Origin of the sequence: Mycobacterium paraseoulense, from assembly GCF_010731655.1 — a bacterium.
Taxonomy (GTDB): domain Bacteria; phylum Actinomycetota; class Actinomycetes; order Mycobacteriales; family Mycobacteriaceae; genus Mycobacterium; species Mycobacterium paraseoulense.
This window is the reverse complement of the sequence record NZ_AP022619.1, coordinates 4,650,041-4,665,659: the sequence shown is the minus strand read 5'-3', so window position 1 is coordinate 4,665,659 and position 15,619 is coordinate 4,650,041. Positions and strand designations below refer to the sequence as shown.

General features: G+C 70.0%; 14 protein-coding genes and 1 pseudogene. 6 read left to right on the top strand and 9 right to left on the bottom strand.

The window, feature by feature from the left end; translation table 11 throughout:
• Positions 1–276 precede the first annotated feature (276 nt).
• Both G6N51_RS21670 and G6N51_RS21665 read left to right on the top strand, forming a co-directional pair.
• On the top strand, positions 277–804 hold the full coding sequence (locus tag G6N51_RS21670) for a serine/threonine protein kinase (protein WP_083173302.1): 528 nt from the start codon (positions 277–279) through the stop codon (positions 802–804).
• Positions 805–864: 60 nt separating this feature from the next.
• Complete coding sequence (locus tag G6N51_RS21665; RefSeq protein ID WP_083173303.1) at positions 865–1,386, top strand: serine/threonine protein kinase; 522 nt, start codon at positions 865–867, stop codon at positions 1,384–1,386.
• Positions 1,387–1,390: 4 nt separating this feature from the next.
• On the opposite strand, the gene G6N51_RS21660 is transcribed toward G6N51_RS21665, so the two are convergent.
• The 4 genes from G6N51_RS21660 to thiO are packed head-to-tail and all read right to left on the bottom strand — an operon-like array spanning position 1,391 to position 4,101.
• Complete coding sequence (locus tag G6N51_RS21660) at positions 1,391–2,149, bottom strand: SGNH/GDSL hydrolase family protein (protein ID WP_083173304.1); 759 nt, start codon at positions 2,147–2,149, stop codon at positions 1,391–1,393.
• Positions 2,146–2,850, bottom strand: coding sequence for a thiazole synthase (thiG, locus tag G6N51_RS21655; RefSeq protein WP_232078578.1), 705 nt, complete (start codon positions 2,848–2,850; stop codon positions 2,146–2,148). The genes G6N51_RS21660 and thiG overlap by 4 nt, the downstream gene beginning before the upstream one ends.
• Positions 2,851–2,893: 43 nt before the next feature.
• Positions 2,894–3,091 carry a sulfur carrier protein ThiS gene (gene thiS / locus G6N51_RS21650; protein WP_083173306.1) on the bottom strand — a complete coding sequence of 66 codons (198 nt, stop codon included), beginning with the start codon at positions 3,089–3,091 and terminating at the stop codon, positions 2,894–2,896.
• Positions 3,088–4,101, bottom strand: coding sequence for a glycine oxidase ThiO (thiO, locus tag G6N51_RS21645; protein ID WP_083173307.1), 1,014 nt, complete (start codon positions 4,099–4,101; stop codon positions 3,088–3,090). Before thiO ends, thiS begins: the two co-directional genes overlap by 4 nt.
• A gap of 162 nt (positions 4,102–4,263) precedes the next feature.
• Here thiO and thiE point away from each other — a divergent pair, with 162 nt between their 5' ends.
• Entirely contained in the window at positions 4,264–4,935 is a 672-nt protein-coding gene (gene thiE, locus G6N51_RS21640; RefSeq protein WP_083173308.1) for a thiamine phosphate synthase, read from the top strand.
• Here the strand turns inward: thiE and G6N51_RS21635 are convergent.
• Positions 4,907–5,533: an NUDIX hydrolase gene (locus G6N51_RS21635; RefSeq protein WP_083173309.1), complete on the bottom strand. Its 627-nt coding sequence runs from the start codon at positions 5,531–5,533 to the stop codon at positions 4,907–4,909. The two genes, thiE and G6N51_RS21635, sit on opposite strands and share 29 nt — an antisense overlap.
• Positions 5,534–5,667: 134 nt before the next feature.
• Here G6N51_RS21635 and glnX point away from each other — a divergent pair, with 134 nt between their 5' ends.
• Genes glnX through G6N51_RS21620 form a run of 3 tightly spaced genes read left to right on the top strand, consistent with a single transcriptional unit; the run spans position 5,668 to position 10,240 of the window.
• Positions 5,668–6,987: a protein kinase G-activating protein GlnX gene (gene glnX, locus G6N51_RS21630; protein ID WP_083173310.1), complete on the top strand. Its 1,320-nt coding sequence runs from the start codon at positions 5,668–5,670 to the stop codon at positions 6,985–6,987.
• The gene (locus G6N51_RS21625; RefSeq protein ID WP_083173311.1) at positions 6,984–7,964 is read left to right on the top strand and encodes a glutamate ABC transporter substrate-binding protein; all 981 of its coding nucleotides are present in this window, start codon (positions 6,984–6,986) and stop codon (positions 7,962–7,964) included. Before glnX ends, G6N51_RS21625 begins: the two co-directional genes overlap by 4 nt.
• Positions 7,964–10,240 (top strand): serine/threonine-protein kinase PknG, encoded by a 2,277-nt coding sequence (locus G6N51_RS21620; protein ID WP_083173312.1) that lies wholly within the window; start codon positions 7,964–7,966, stop codon positions 10,238–10,240. Before G6N51_RS21625 ends, G6N51_RS21620 begins: the two co-directional genes overlap by 1 nt.
• 85 nt (positions 10,241–10,325) lie before the next feature.
• Here G6N51_RS21620 and G6N51_RS21615 read toward each other — a convergent pair.
• The 4 genes and pseudogenes from G6N51_RS21615 to fgd form a co-directional block, all read right to left on the bottom strand.
• A pseudogene (locus G6N51_RS21615) lies at positions 10,326–11,185 on the bottom strand (DUF559 domain-containing protein).
• A gap of 169 nt (positions 11,186–11,354) precedes the next feature.
• Entirely contained in the window at positions 11,355–12,491 is a 1,137-nt protein-coding gene (locus G6N51_RS21610; protein ID WP_083173362.1) for an acetate kinase, read from the bottom strand.
• Between the two features lie 13 nt (positions 12,492–12,504).
• On the bottom strand, positions 12,505–14,595 hold the full coding sequence (pta, locus tag G6N51_RS21605) for a phosphate acetyltransferase (protein WP_083173313.1): 2,091 nt from the start codon (positions 14,593–14,595) through the stop codon (positions 12,505–12,507).
• On the bottom strand, positions 14,588–15,598 hold the full coding sequence (gene fgd, locus G6N51_RS21600) for a glucose-6-phosphate dehydrogenase (coenzyme-F420) (protein ID WP_083173314.1): 1,011 nt from the start codon (positions 15,596–15,598) through the stop codon (positions 14,588–14,590). The genes pta and fgd overlap by 8 nt, the downstream gene beginning before the upstream one ends.
• Positions 15,599–15,619 lie beyond the last annotated feature (21 nt).

Sequence of the window (15,619 nt, the reverse complement as noted above, 5' to 3'; positions counted from 1 at the left end):
GGGCGGCCTGATTCGCGTCGCGGCCCCGTTCTTCGGCCGGCCCGGCTCCGCCGCCCCGGCCGAACGCGACCCGACGCGCGAAACGAATTGACCGTCAGCGCGTTTCGAAACGGCCGGTCAACGCCGTCGCGTCGCGGCGCCGAAAAGGATGCCCAGACAGACAATTTCCAACGGAATGTGTTGCTTTGTCCCGACACAGCCCTACGATCCCTACTTAACGGATGCGCGTTTCTCCGGTGAGCGACGCCGGTCCGACAACCGCCTAGGAGTCACAGGATGTCCCACCTCAGCAACGCGCTAGGGGCCGCCACGGTCGCGGCGCTCGTGGGCGGCTGCGCCTTAGCGGGCATCGGCACCGCAACCGCGGATCCCGCTAATACCGGCAGCCCGTCGGACATCAACACCCTCGCAGCGTCGCTGTCCAAGGGCTACGGGCTGAACAACTGCACCGCTCAGAGCATCACCGCCGGCGAATTGGCGTCGCTGACGTGCGCGCAGAGCCCCGACCCGAGCGGTCCGGTCCAGGCCAAGTACATCCTGTTCAACAACGGCGAGAACCTGGCCGGCTCGTTCAAGGCCAGCATCAAAGACGACGTGCTGGGCGCCTGCGGGGACAGCGGCCAGTCCCCCACCAGCTGGCACCAGGGCAGCGACAGCGGCAACGCCGGGCAGGTGGCGTGTGGGACGTATCAGAACGCCGCCGAGATCATTTGGACCACGGAGGCCAAGAACATCTTGAGCTACATCCGCGGATCCAACAGCGACGCCGCGGCGCTTTACCAGTGGTGGCGGGCCAACGGCTGACGTTCCAGTTGGGGGGCAGGGGTTTCTGTATCAACCAACAACCGCAGGGAGTCAACGGAAATGTCACATCTCACCACCGCGCTGCGCGCCGTGTCGGCCGCAGCCCTCACCGGCAGTTTGGCTTTCGCGGGTGCCGGCCCCGCGGTCGCCGAACCCAACACCGGCACCGCCGCCGATATGAACACCCTGGCAGCCAACCTGTCGAAGGGCTACGGCCTCAACAACTGCAAGCCGCAGGAGTTGACCGAATCCGGCGAACTCGCCGAGCTCCTGTGCGGGCAGAGCCCCGACCCCAGCGGGCCGGGCTCCGGCGTATATGCCCTGTTCTCCAACGGCACGAATCTGGCTTCCGCGTTCAGCTCAACCATCAAAGACGTGTCGCTGGCCGCGTGCGGCGACGCCGGGCAGTCGCCGGGAACGTGGAAGCAGAACGGCCAGACGGGCGGGCAGATCGCCTGCGGCACCTACAAGAACTACGCGGTGTTGACCTGGACCACCGACGCCAAGAACGTTCTGGGCCACCTCACCTCGTCCAACTCGGACGTCAACGCCCTCTACCAGTGGTGGCGCACGAACGGCTGACCCGTCACCACAGCGCGCATACCAGTTCGGCGGCGGCGCGCATCCCGGCGGCGTTCGGGTGCAACGGGGCGGCCCGGCCCGGCAGCGGCACACCGGGTTTCGTGGTCCACGGCTCAGCCGACCACGCGTGGTGTTCACGGCTGACCGCGGCGGCGCCGACCACGTCGCACCCCGTTGCCGTCGCCGCGTCGGCCGTGAGTCTTTCCAGCGTCGCGGCCACGTGGCGACCGAGGTCGGCGTCCGCCTCGGAGAGCGGTGCGGCCGGAGTGCCCGCGGGCGGCAGTACGGTCAGGTAGTCGACGAAGAAGACCCGGGCGCGTGGGGCACGCTGGCGCACCGCGCGCCCGACGGCGCACAACGATTCGAACAGCGCGTCAAGGGCCTCGACCCGCGCATCGGCGTCCAGCAGTTCGGAAATGCGCGCGCCGAGCAGCGGCAGCCGCCGGGCCAGGCGGGGCAGCGAGGCGGCCATCAGCAGCGGTATGTAGCCGACGTCGTTGCCGCCGATCGTGATGGTCACCAGGCTTTCCGAGCCGTTCAGGGCGGTGATCTGGGGCGGTGAGCCGCGCTGGTGATCGGCGAGCACGTGCGCGGTGGTCGCTCCGGAAAAGGTCACGTCTACCAGCTCGAGCCCGCATCGCCGCGCGACCAGGTGGGGATAGTTGCGCGCCGACCGGCCAGAACCCCACGGGGCGTCCGGGGCGCGGGGCCGGATGCCTGGGCCGGCCGCCATCGAACTACCAAGCGCCACATACCGTTTCATTTTGGCGGGCTGGATGCCTGCGCCCAGAAGCGTTTGGGGATTCGCCCGGCCCGGCGGGCCAGATAGCCGGCGGTGACGGCGGCGGCCATCGCGGCAGCCATCGTGGCGGGCTCGGCGGCCCGCGTCACCGCGGTCGCCAAAAGCACGGCGTCGCACCCCAATTCCATCGCCAGCGCGGCGTCGCTGGCGGTGCCGATGCCGGCGTCGAGCACCACCGGGACACCGGCCCGGGCGACGATCATCTCGATGTTGTGCGGGTTGGTGATGCCCAGGCCGGTGCCGATCGGCGAACCCAGCGGCATGACGGCCGCGCATCCGGCGTCTTCGAGCCGGCGCGCCAGCACCGGGTCGTCATTGGTGTAAGGCAGCACGACGAACCCGTCGTCGACCAATTGCTCCGCCGCCCGCACCAATTCGACCGCGTCGGGCAGCAGCGTGCGTTCGTCGGCGATGACCTCCAGCTTGACCCAGTTGGTGGTCAGCGCCTCGCGGGCCAGCTGCGCGGTGAGCACCGCCTCGGCCGCGCTGCGGCACCCCGCGGTATTGGGCAGCGGGGTGATGCCGAGCCGGTTGAGCAGGTCCAGCAGACCCGTCCCGCCCTCGGAGTCGACCCGCCGCATCGCGACGGTGGTCAGCTCGGTGCCCGAGGCGACCAGCGCCTCCTCGAGCGCGGCCAGGCTGGTCGCTCCCCCGGTGCCCATGATGAGCCGCGAGGCGAAGCTGCGTTCGGCGATCGTGAGTTTGTCAGCCACCTTGCACCGCCGTCACGACCTCGACGCGCGCGCCGTCGAAAAGCGTCGTTCCCCAACGTGATCGCGGCAGCACCGCAGAATCCATGGCCACCGCCACCCCCCGGTCGGGGTAGCCCAGCGACTCCAGCAGCGCGGCCACCGTGGTCTGATCGCCGACCTCGACCTTCCGCTCGTTCACCACGACGATCATGACCGGGCTCCGACCGGGGCCAGTTCGGACAAAATCTGCTCCGCCGTCCACGGCGCCAGCAGAAACCCGGATCGGCCGTGACCGCCGGCGACCAGGGTCCGCTCGTCCAGGCGTTGCACCAGCGGCAGGTTGTCCGGTGTCATCGGGCGCAGCCCGGCGGCACACTCGGCCAGCTCGTACTCGCCCAGAGCCGGCAACACCGCACAGGCGTCGTCGAGCAGGTCGCGCACCCCCGAGACCACCGGGGCCGTGTCGCGCCCGTGCTCGTACTGGGTGGCCCCGACGACCACCCCGTCCGCGCGGGGAACCAGGTACACCTGGCGCCCGTGCACACGCGCGCGAATGACGCGCTGCGGCACCGGCATACAGCCCCGCCGCCAGCGCAGGCGCAACACCTCGCCCTTGACCGGGCGCACCGGCAGGCCCGGCCACAGCGCGGGGGCGTCGATGCCGTTGGCGATCACCACCGCGTCGCCGTCGACCGTCAGGTCGTGCGCGGGCGGCGCCCAGCGCACCCCGAGTCGCTCGCATTCCGCGGACAGCGCATCCAGCACCGCGCGGTTGTCCACCGCAAGCTCGGTGGGCGCGCGAAAGCCGTGCCGGATGCCTTGCGCCAGCAGCGGTTCCAGTTCTCGGGCGGCCGACTCCCAGATCACCGGATGCCCCTGCGCCGACAACCAGTCGGCGACGGTCTGCAGGTCCGCCACGTCGGCGCGGTCGACGGCCACCACCAGCGACTCCCGGGCGGTCACCACTTCCGGCGGCAGCCCGTCCAGGAAGCCACCCTCCCGCCACAGCCGCAGCGACTCCAGACCCAGTTGCAGCAGCCGTTCCTCGCCGGGCCAGCCTTCGCTGTGCGGGGCCAGCATGCCGCCGGCGACCCAGGACGCGCCCTTGTCGGCGGTGCGGTGCACCCGCACCGCCCAGCCGGCCAGCGCCGCTCGGCGCGCCACCGCGAGCCCGATGACGCCGCCGCCGATGACGGCCAACGACCCATGGTCTGTCGGCATCCTTGGCCTCCCTTCGCCGGCATGACCCGGATCAGGTGTGACGGTAAGGGCAGGTCCTGTTGACCCCGGCTGTGCCCACTCTCAGCCCCGCAGATGGCTACCCGGGACTCCCGTGTCTCACTGAGTTCTTCGGCTTCCACGCTAGCGCGCTAGCGTCGCGGTGTGCATCAGCGAGTTTCCCGGCTGGCCGCGGCGCGGCTTTATCTCTGCACCGACGCGCGCCGGGAGCGTGGCGATCTGGCCCGGTTCGCGGACGCCGCCCTGGCCGGCGGCGTCGACATCATCCAGCTGCGCGACAAGGGGTCCCCCGGCGAGCAGCGGTTCGGGCCCCTCGAGGCGCGCGACGAGCTGGCCGCGTGCGAGATCCTGGCCGACGCGGCGCGCCGGCACGGCGCCCTGTTCGCGGTCAACGACCGGGCGGACATCGCCCGCGCGGCCGGCGCCGACGTGCTGCACCTGGGCCAGGGCGACCTGCCCCCGGACACCGCGCGCGAGATCGTCGGCCCGGACACGCTGCTCGGCCTGTCCAGCCACGATGCCGACCAGGCCGCCGCGGCGGCCGCCGGCGCGCCTGACTACTTCTGCGTCGGCCCCTGCTGGCCGACCCCGACCAAGCCGGGGCGCGCGGCGCCGGGCCTGGGCCTGGTGCGGGCCGCCGCGAACCTGGGCACCCAGAAGCCGTGGTTCGCCATCGGTGGGATCGACGAGCAGCGGCTGCCCGAGGTGCTCGCGGCCGGCGCCCGCCGCATCGTGGTGGTTCGCGCGATCACCGCGGCCGCCGACCCACGGGCCGCGGCGCGGCGGCTCAGGTCAGCGCTTGCAGCAGCGAGTTGATCCGCGGATGCAGGGGCGCGTGATCGGCCTCGCCCGGCACACACCAAACGAACACTCCGTCGTCGATCTCGACGGTCCGGGGCAGGTGCCGGCGCCGCTCGTCGGCGTGCCCCAGCGGCACCAGCGCCGTGGCCGTGCGCAGCCGGTGCCAGCTCGCCGCGAAGCCCGGATGCAGCGGCAGCCCGGCCACCTCGTCCTCGGCGACCCAGCGCATCTCGGCGCTCTCCCCGTTGGGAACGGTCCGCAGCAACTCGGTGGCGTCGGCGACGACCGTGGTGTAGGTCCAGCGCGCGCCGCCGAGGCCCGCGACCTCGGCCGTGACCACCGTCGACCGCACGGTCAGCCGCTCGCCGTCCAGGCCCGCCTCCTCCTGCGCCTCGCGCACCGCGGTCTCCTCCGGAGTCTCGTGGCTGTCGCGGGCACCGCCCGGCAGGCCCCAGGTCCCGCCCTGGTGGCTCCACACCGCCCGATGCTGCAGCAGCACCGCGGGCATGCCGTCCGGCCGCGGGGCCCGCAGCAACAGACCCGCGGCGCCGTAGCGGCCCCAGTAGTGGCCGCCGCTGTCGGAAACCACCCAACCGTCACCGTCGCCCTGCACGGGTCCAGGATATGCACGTGACGGCTGGTCAATTGGTCTGCCTCCACCCATCCGGCGCAACATTCTCTTAGAATTCGCTTATAGAGTTTCGTGCAGCGTTCCAGTGGCCGCGAAAGAATGAGGGCTGATCACACGTGACGGTTGAGCTGGCGCACCCGTCGACAGAGCCGCAGGGGTCGCGGTCGCCGGCCGAGCCAGCCCATCCACGCTGGTGGTTCATCTCCACCACGCCGGGCCGAATCCTGAGCATCGGAATCGTGCTGGCGGTGCTCGGCGGCATCTGCGCATTTGCCACGTCGACGACGATCAACCACCGGCAGCAGGTGCTGACCACCGTGCTCAACCACACCGAGCCGCTGTCGTTCGCCGCCGGACGGCTCTACACCACCCTGTCGGTCGCCGACGCGGCGGCGGCGACCGCGTTCATCGCCGAAGCCGAGCCCCCGCCCGTCCGGCAGCGCTACGAGCAGGCCATCACCGACGCGTCGGTGGCGGTGACCCGCGCATCGAGCGGGCTGACCGACGAACCGCTGGTGCAGCTCTTGGGCCGGATCAACGCCGAACTGGCCGTCTACACCGGCCTGATCGAAATCGCGCGGACCAACAACCGGGAGGGCAACCCGGTCGGGTCGTCGTATCTGTCGGAGGCCTCGGGGCTGATGCAGTCGACGATCCTGCCGGACGCCGCGCAGCTGTATCAGGCGACGTCGGAGCGGGTGGACGCGGAGACCACGGCGTCCACGCAGATCCCGGCGCCGGTCATCCTGGTGGTCACCGCCACCGCGGTCTTCGGCATCTTCGCCCATCGCTGGCTGGCCAGGCGCACCCGGCGCCGAATCAACCCGGGCCTGGTCGTCGGCGGCCTCGCTATCCTCGTCATGGTGGTGTGGGTCGGAACTGCGCTGACCATCTCCACGGCCGCCAGCCGGAGCGCCAAGGACACCGCCGCCGACTCGCTGCGGATCGTGACCAACGTCGCGATCACCGCGCAGCAGGCGCGAGCGGACGAGACGCTGTCGCTGATCCGTCGTGGGGATGAGGAGAAGCGCAAGCAGTCGTTCTATCAGCGCATCGACTCCATGCACACCCAGCTCGACCAGTACATGGTCCGCAGTGACGCCGTCGACAAGCCCGACCTGCAGGGCGCCGACCAGCTGCTGCTGCGCTGGCGGCAGGCCAACGACCGGATCAACTCCTACATCTCGGTGGGCAACTACCGCGCCGCCACGCAGGTCGCGCTGGGCAGCAGCGAAGACGACTCCACCCCGGCGTTCGACAAGCTCGAGGACCAGCTGGTGAAGGCCATCGACCAGAGCCGCGCCCACCTGCGCAACGACGTTCTCAACGCGCGCAACGGGCTGTCCGGCGCCCAGGTCGGCGGCGTGGTGCTCAGCCTCGGCGCGGCCGTCGCGGTGGCGCTGGGCCTGTGGCCCCGGCTGAGAGAGTATCGATGACGACGCGGCCGGCCCGGTTGCGCCGGGCGGGCGCCGTGCTCGCCGCGGCGGCCGTGCTGGCCGGGTGTTCGCACACCGAATCGCTGACGGTGGCCAACGTGCCGACGCTGCCGCCGCCCACCCCGGTCGGCATGCAGCAGCTGCCGCCGGAGCCGCCGCTGCCGGCGGACGACCCCAGCCAGGGCTGCGACCTCACGGCGAGCCTGCGGCCCTTCCCCACCAAGGCGCAGGCGGACGCCGCGGTCGCCGACATACGCGCCCGCGGCCGGCTGATCGTCGGGCTCGACATCGGCAGCAACCTGTTCAGCTTCCGCGACCCGATCACCGGCGAGATCACCGGTTTCGACGTCGACATCGCCGGGGAGATCGCGCGCGACATCTTCGGCGCCCCGTCGCACGTCGAGTACCGCATCCTGTCGTCCGACGAGCGCGTCACCGCGCTGCAGCACTCCGAGGTCGACGTGGTGGTCAAGACCATGACCATCACCTGCGAGCGGCGCAAGCAGGTCAACTTCTCGACCGTCTACCTCGACGCCAACCAGCGCATCCTGGTCCCGCGGGACTCGTCCATCGCCAAGGTGAGCGACCTGTCCGGCAAGCGGGTCTGCGTGGCGAAGGGCACCACGTCGCTGCACCGGATCCGCCAGATCGACCCGCCGCCGATCGTGGTGTCGGTGGTCAACTGGGCGGACTGCCTGGTGGCCATGCAGCAGCGCGAGATCGACGCGGTCAGCACCGACGACTCGATCCTGGCCGGGCTGGTCGAGGAGGACCCCTACCTGCACATCGTGGGGCCCAACATGGCCACCCAGCCCTACGGAATCGGGGTCAACCTCACCAACACGGCACTGGTCCGGTTCGTCAACGGCACACTGGAGCGGATCCGCCGCGACGGCACGTGGAACACGTTGTACCGCAAGTGGTTGACGGTCCTCGGACCCGCGCCCGCCCCGCCCACGCCGAGGTACTCCGACTGATGACCGACCCGGACGACATCGAACAGCCGGAGTCCGGCTCCGAAGACGTGAACCCGGGCACCCAACCACCCGACACCCAGGGCGGCGGCCCGACGACCGGGCGCATCCAGGCCACCCAGGCGCTGTTCCGTCCCGATTTCGACGATGACGACGACTTCCCGCACATCGCGCTCGGCACCCCGGACAGCGAGCCGCAAGACCGGATGACCATCGGGACGCGGGTGCTGCCCCCGGTCAGACACCTCGGCGGCGGCCTGGTCGAGATCCCGCGGGTGCGCGACATCGACCCGCTCGAGGCCCTGATGACCAACCCGGTGGTGCCGGAGGCCAAGCGGTTCTGCTGGAACTGCGGCAAGCCGGTCGGCCGGTCCGGCAAACAGGGCAAGGGCACATCGGAGGGTTGGTGCCCCGCCTGCGGCAGCGCGTATTCGTTTCTGCCACAGCTGAGTCCGGGAGACATCGTCGCCAACCAGTACGAGGTCAAGGGTTGCATCGCGCACGGCGGCCTGGGCTGGGTGTATCTGGCCGTCGACCACAACGTCAACGACCGGCCGGTGGTCCTCAAGGGCCTGGTGCACTCAGGTGACGCCGAGGCGCAGGCGATCGCGATGGCCGAACGGCAGTTCCTCGCCGAGGTGGTCCACCCGCAGATCGTGCAGATCTTCAACTTCGTCGAGCACAAGGACCGGGGCGGCAACCCGGTCGGCTACATCGTCATGGAGTACATCGGCGGGCAGCCGCTCAAGCACGGCAAGGACCAGAAGCTGCCCGTCGCCGAGGCCATCGCCTACCTGCTGGAGATCCTGCCCGCGCTGACCTACCTGCACTCGATCGGCTTGGTCTACAACGATCTCAAGCCGGAGAACATCATGCTCACCGAGGAGCAACTCAAGCTGATCGACCTCGGCGCGGTGTCGCGGATCAACTCGTTCGGCTACCTCTACGGCACCCCCGGCTTCCAGGCGCCGGAGATCGTGCGCACCGGCCCGACGGTCGCCACCGACATCTACACCGTCGGCCGCACGCTCGCGGCGCTCACGGTGAACCTGCCCACCCGCAACGGCCGCTACGTCGACGGCCTGCCCGAAGACGATCCCGTCCTGAGGACGTACGACTCGTTCCGCCGGTTGCTGCGCCGGGCCATCGACCCCGACCCGCGGCGCCGGTTTGCCGGTACCGAGGAGATGTCCGCCCAGCTGATGGGCGTGTTGCGCGAGGTGGTGGCCCAGGACACCGGGGTGCCGCGGCCCGGGCTGTCGACCATCTTCAGCCCCAGTCGCTCGACATTCGGCGTGGACCTGCTGGTCGCGCACACCGACGTCTACCTGGACGGCCAGGTGCATTCGGAGCGGCTGACGGCCCGCGAGATCGTGACCGCGCTGCAGGTGCCGCTGGTCGATCCAACCGACGTCGCCGCCTCCGTGCTGCAGGCGACGGTGCTCTCCCAGCCGGTGCAGACGCTGGATTCGCTGCGCGCGGCCCGCCACGGCACCCTGGACGCCGAGGGCGTCGAGGTGGCCGAGTCGATCGAGCTGCCGCTGATGGAGGTCCGCGCGCTGCTGGACCTCGGTGACGTGGCCAAGGCCACCAGGAAGCTGGACGACCTGGCCGAGCGGGTGGGCTGGCAGTGGCGACTGGTCTGGTACCGGGCCGTCGCCGAGCTCCTCACCGGCGACTATGATTCCGCCACAACGCATTTCACCGAGGTGCTGGACACCTTCCCGGGGGAACTGGCGCCCAAACTCGCGTTGGCGGCCACCGCCGAGCTGGCCGGGAACGTGGATGAGGGGAAGTACTACCAAACGGTGTGGAAGACCAACGACGGGGTGATCTCGGCGGCCTTCGGGCTGGCCAGATGGCTGTCCGCCGAGGGTGATCGGGCCGCCGCCGTGCGCACGCTCGACGAAGTCCCGCCCACCTCAAGGCATTTCACTACCGCGCGGCTGACCAGTGCGGTGACCCTGCTGTCCGGGCGGACGAAGAGCGAGATCAGCGAGGAGGACATCCGCGACGCCGCCCGGCGCGTGGAGGCGCTGCCGCCCACCGAACCACGCGTGCTGCAGATCCGCGCGCTGGTGCTGGGCTGCGCGATGGACTGGCTGGAGGACAACAACGCCAGCACCAACCACATCCTCGGCTTCCCGTTCACCGAGCACGGGCTGCGGCTGGGCGTCGAGGCGGCGCTGCGCAACCTGGCCCGGGTCGCGCCCACCCAACGCCACCGCTACGCGCTGGTGGACATGGCGAACAAGGTGCGCCCGACGAGCACGTTCTAGGGGTCTCTGCGTCGCGTCACCTTCGCGGCGTTGAGTGTGCGTCCAGGGCGGCGACACGCCGAGAAGCCCCACCCTGAGCGCACACTCAAAGCCGCGAACGCACACTCGATGCGGCCAGCGCTGCCCGAACCCGGCGCACGACAGCGGCGGGACGGTCCTCGGCGATCACCCGCACGACGACCCACCCGATCCGCTCCAACATTTCGAGCCGCCGAATGTCCTTGACGTATTGCCTTCTGTCCGTGCGGTGTTGGTCGCCGTCGTATTCGACGGCGACCATGGACTCCCGCCAGCCGAGGTCGAGGTAGGCGACCGGAATTCCGTCGACACCCAGCACCGGTATCTGGGTCTGCGGCCGCGGGAGCCCGGCATCGATGAGGAGCAGTCGCAGGTAGCTCTCGCGCGGCGACTGGGCGCCGGCGTCCACCAGCCGCAGCGCGGTTTCCAGCCGCCGCAGGCCCGGTGAGCCGGGATGGCACCGCGCTGCGCGCAGCACGTCGTCGACCTTGAAACCCGTCGCCCTGGCCAACGCGTCGAGGCGCGCCACGGCCGAGCGCACCGCCCACGCCGGCCGATGTCGAAGGCGGTGCGCTCGGGCGTGCTGACGGCGTAGCGGCCCATGACCTGCGTCTCGCCGTCGAGCAATCGATCGCGCCGCGTCAGCACGCCCCGGGGTGGACGGGTGTTGGTGTGGTTCAACTCGACCGGCACATCGTCGGGAATCCATTCGGTGCCATGCAATCTGGCGGCGGCCGCGCCCACGATCGTCGCCGTCCGCCCTGACCACAGCCAGGCGGCGGAGATTCGCTGCTCAAGAGACAGCGGGGCGTCGTTGGACACGTAAACGTTCGGGAAGACCGCACGATAACGCGCCCGCAGTTGATGACGGCTCAACACGCACGACTCCAGGGCCTCGCTGCCGATGAACGGTTCGCCTCGCTCCACTCACGAACGGTCGCATATCAACCACGCGTCGCGATTGCCGCTATGCACAGGGCAACCGAGTGTGTACTCAGGGCTTTGCGTGTGCGCTGGTGGCGGAAATCGGCCGAATGTACCGCCGTGAACCCACATTCAAAGCCGTGACCGCACACTGAGCGAAAAGGGGGACCGCCTAACCGCCCAGCGCGCTGACGCAGTCGCGGGCGATCGCGAGCTCCTCGTTGGTCGGGATCACCAGCACGGCGATCGGGGACTCCTCGGCGGAGATCTGCCGGGCGCCCTTGCCGCCGCCGAGGTTTCGGCGCTCGTCGAGCACCACGCCCAGCTCCTCCAGGCCGGCCAGCGCGTCGCGACGCACCGCCGCGTCGTTCTCCCCGATGCCACCGGTGAAGGTGATGGCATCGGTGTGCCCGAGCACGGCCAGGTAGGCGCCGATGTATTTGCGCAGCCGGTGGGTGAACACGCTGTAGGCCAATTGCGCGGCACCGTCGCCGGATTCGATCATGGTGCGCAGCCGCCGGAAATCGCGCTCGCCAGACAGGCCCAGCATCCCCGACCGCTGGTTGAGCATGGACTCGACCTCGTCGACGCTCATGTTCGCGGTGTGGCAGAGGTAGCCGACGATGCTGGGGTCGATATCGCCGCTGCGGGTGCCCATCACCAGGCCCTCCAGGGGCGTCAGACCCATCGAGGTGTCCAGGGGACGGGTACCGGCGATCGCCGACGCCGAGCAGCCGTTACCCAGGTGCAGCACAATCTGTTTGGTGCCCCGCAGCGGCCGCTCCAGGAAGGCGGCGGCCTGCTCGCTCACGTACCGGTGCGACGTGCCGTGGAAACCGTACCGGCGGATCTGCCAGCGTTCGGCCAAGCCGCGGTCGATGGCATAGGTGGCGGCGGCGGGCGGCATGTCGTGAAAGAACGCGGTGTCGAACACCGCGATGTGCATAACCTCCGGCAGCAGCTTGCGGGCCACCTCGATCCCCTTGATCGCCGGCGGATTGTGCAGCGGCGCCAGTTCCGACAATTCGGTGAGCTTGCCGATCACCGCGTCATCCACCCGCGTGGGCTTGTAAAAGGTGTTGCCGCCGTGCACGACTCGATGTCCCACCGCCACCAGCCCGCAGGTGCGCAGGTCGATGCCCTGCTCGGACAGCGCATCGAACGCTTGGCGCAGCGCGGCGTCGTGGTCGCGGACCGGTGAGGACTCCTCCCCGATCCGTTCGACGTTGCCGGTGGCGCGGGCCGCGCCGGAGTCGGGGTCGACCAACTGGTATTTCAGCGAGGACGAGCCCGAGTTGATCACCAGCACAACGCGGTCGGCGCTAGTCACGGATGCCCTGCGCCTGAATCGCGGTGATGGCGATGGTATTCACGATGTCCTCGACGAGGGCGCCGCGGGACAGGTCGTTCACCGGCTTGCGCAGGCCCTGCAGCACCGGCCCGATCGCGATCGCCCCGGCGCTGCGCTGGACGGCCTTGTAGGTGTTGTTACCGGTGTTGAGGTCGGGGAAGACCAGCACCGTGGCGTGCCCGGCCACCGGTGAGTCGCGGAGCTTGGTGGCCGCGACGGACGGTTCTATCGCGGCGTCGTACTGGATCGGTCCCTCGACGGGCAGCTGCGGGGCCCTTTGCCGAACCAGATCCGTTGCCTTCCTGACCTTCTCGACGTCCGCGCCGGTGCCCGATGCCCCGGTGGAGTATGACAGCATCGCGACCCGCGGTTCGATGCCGAACCGCGCCGCGGTGCGCGCGGAGGAGATCGCGATGTCGGCGAGCTGCTCGGGCGTCGGGTTGGGGATGATCGCGCAGTCGCCGTATGCCAGCACGCGATCGGGCAGGCACATCAGGAAGATGCTCGACACAGTGGAGACGTCGGGGACGGTCTTGATGATCTCGAAGGCGGGCCGAACGGTGTGCGCCGTGGTGTGCGCGGCCCCGGACACCATGCCGTCGACCATGCCGTTGTACACCAACATGGTGCCGAAATATGTTGCGTCGCGCATGATCTCGCGCGCGTGCTCGACGTTGACGCCCTTGGCCTTGCGCAATTCGGCGTACTGGTCGGCGAACCGGAAGCGCAGCTCGCTGGTGCGTGGGTCCATCACCTGCGCACCGTCGAGGTCGACGCCGAGTTCCCCCGAACGCTGGCGGATCTGGGCCTCGTCGCCCAGCACGGTGAGGTCGGCGACGCGGCGCTGCAGCACGCGGCCGGCCGACTTGAGGATGCGGTCGTCGTCGCCCTCGGGCAGCACGATGTGCTTGCGGTCCGCACGCGCCTGCAGCGTGAGCCGGTGGATGAACATCTGCGGTGTGGTCACGGTGGGTATCGGAATGGCAAGCTGCGCCAAAAGATCCGAGATGTCGACGTAGCGGTCCATCAGCTCCAGCGCGGTGTCGATCTTGCGCTGCGAGTTCGCCGTGACGCGGCCCCGGGCGGCGGCGGCCGCGCTGGCGGCGTCGTAGGTGCCCAGCGTGGTGGCGATGATGGGCAGGCGCAGCCGCAGCCCCGCGACCAGCGCCGCGATGGAAGGGTGGAGGGGGAAGCCACCGTTGAGCACGATGCACGACAGCGATGGAAAGCCTTCGGCCCCATGGGCACTGGCCACGGCGAGCACCACGTCGGAACGGTCGCCGGGGGTGATGACCGCCATGCCGTCGCCCAGGCGTTCCAGCACGTGGTCGGCGGTCATCCCGGCGACCAGCACGCCGGTGACCTCACGCTCGCGCAGCGATGCCTCACCGCTGACCGGCGTTCCGTTGACCGCCCGCTCGAGTTCGGCGACCGTCGGCGCGGACAGCAGGGGCTCCTCGGGCAGCACGTAGCTGCGCTGGGTAAAGGCCTCCAGCGCCTCGGCAACCTCCCCCAGGCGGGCCGGCTCGCAGCGGTTGGCCACCACCGCCGCGGCGTGCGCGCGCTGGACCGCCAGCTCGGCCAGACACGCCTCGACGACGCGCGCCACCTCGTCGGGCGTGCGGCCGCGGCCGCTGACCGTGAGCAGCACGGGCGCGCCGAGGTTGACGGCGATCCGGGCGTTGACCGACAGCTCGGCGGGCCGCGCGACGTCGGTGTAGTCGCTGCCGACGATCACCACCGCGTCGCAGTCGTCGGCCATCGCGTGATAGGCGTCGACGATGGTGGCGATCGCGGCGTCGTTGTCGCCGTGCAGCTGCTGGTACGTCACGCCGACGCACTGCTCGTAGGACAGGCCCGCGGTGGTGTGCCGCAGCAGCAGATCCAGGATGTAGTCGCGATCCTTGCCGTCGGTGACCCGCGTGATGGGCCGGAACACGCCGACCCTGGCGACGGTCGCGGTCAACCGGTGCAGCAGCGCCAGCGCGATCGTCGACTTGCCGGTCTCCGGTTCCGGAGCGGCTATGTAGATCCCTGAAGCAGGAGCGGCGGGCTCAGCCAAGTCGCCGCAGCCTGGGGGCCAGGTCCTTCTCGAAGAGCTCCAGGAACCGGCGCTGGTCGTGGCCGGGGGCGTGGAACACCAGGTGGTTGAGCCCCCAGTCGACGTACGCCTTGACCTTCTCGACGGCCTCGTCGGGGTCGGACGCGACGATCCAGCGCTTGGCGACCTGCTCGATCGGCAACGCGTCGGCGGCCTTCTCCATCTCGATCGGGTCGTCGATGCTGTGCTTCTGTTCGGCGGTCAGCGACAGCGGCGCCCAGAACCGGGTGTTCTCCAGGGCCAGCTCGGGGTCCGGGTCGTAGGAGATCTTGATCTCGATCATCTTGTCGATGTCGTCGACGTTGCGGTCGTTGGCCGCCGCACCCTCTTTCACCGCCGGGATCAGCTTGTCCTTGTAGAGCTCCTCGCCCTTGCCGGAGGTGCAGATGAAGCCGTCGCCGGCCCGCCCGGCGTATTTCGCCACCGCCGGCCCGCCGGCGGCGACGTAGATCGGGACGCCGCCCTCGGGCACGTCGTAGATCGAGGCGCCCTTGAGCCGGTAGTAGTCGCCGTCGAAGTCGACGCGGTCCCCGCGCCACAGCTCGCGCATCAGGCGCACCGACTCGCGCAGCCGGGCGAACCGCTCCTTGAACTCCGGCCAATCGCCCTCGTATCCGGTCGCGATCTCGTTCAGCGCCTCGCCGGTGCCCACACCCAGGAAGATCCGGTCCGGGTACAGGCAGGCCATGGTGGCGAAGGCCTGCGCGATGACGGCCGGGTTGTAGCGGAAGGTCGGCGTGAGGACCGAGGTGCCCAGGACGATCCGCTCGGTGCGTTCGCCGACGGCGGTCATCCACGCCAGCGAGAAGGGCGCATGCCCGCCCTCGTGCCGCCACGGCTGGAAGTGGTCGCTGACGGTCGCGCTGTCCATGCCGTGACCTTCGGCGGCGACGGCCAGTTCGACGAGCTCACGGGGTGCGAATTGTTCAGCGGACGCTTTGTATCCGAGTTTTAGTTCAGCCACGGCTTATTTCTACTCCTACAC